Origin of the sequence: Erythrobacter sp. HI0063 (genome assembly GCF_001635685.1) — a bacterium.
Classification (GTDB): Bacteria; Pseudomonadota; Alphaproteobacteria; order Sphingomonadales; family Sphingomonadaceae; genus Qipengyuania.
This window is the reverse complement of the sequence record NZ_LWFF01000174.1, coordinates 1-500: the sequence shown is the minus strand read 5'-3', so window position 1 is coordinate 500 and position 500 is coordinate 1. Positions and strand designations below refer to the sequence as shown.

Sequence of the window (500 nt, the reverse complement as noted above, 5' to 3'; positions counted from 1 at the left end):
CAGCATGATCCCGAAGCTGGAAGCGATTCTGCCCCATTTCGAGACAGTCGAGATTATTAGCTCTGTCGACCTACTCATAAAAAGGGTCGAAATCCTAGAAGTCGATCTTGGACGCTTTCATCAAGAAAGCATAATGCGGGACGACAAAGAATGGGAATGCGCAAAAAGAGAATGGCAGGATGCGAGGTAAATCCTGCATCTAGATTAGCTACTTCGCGAGATGGTCTCGATCCTCTCTTACCTGGTTTGCCGGGCTGGGACGAGAAGCAATCACGATTCTTCGAAATCGTGACTTTAGCTATGCCTGGTCTTGAGGAAAGCGCCGCGCGGATCGCTCGTGCCTTTCCGGTCGGAGAGACCTCAGCTTGCGCCATAGCTCTCTCTTCCGCGACGACCGGAGCAGGATTTGAGCGATGGCCGGGGATGCGTGACGAGATCGCCACCGGACATCCTGTCGCCGTGGCGCTTTCAAAGGCAACAGAAGACGAGCGCTATCCGGT

2 protein-coding genes are annotated in these 500 nt (G+C 53.6%); both read left to right on the top strand.

The genetic code is table 11. The annotated features are described in order from the left end of the window. Positions 1-190 (top strand): hypothetical protein (locus A3736_RS17880; protein WP_233999268.1); only part of this gene is annotated, 190 nt, incomplete at its 5' end. Next, positions 157-500, top strand: a 344-nt coding sequence (locus A3736_RS17875) for a hypothetical protein (protein ID WP_233999265.1), incomplete at its 3' end; no start/stop codon positions are given. The genes A3736_RS17880 and A3736_RS17875, both read left to right, overlap by 34 nt.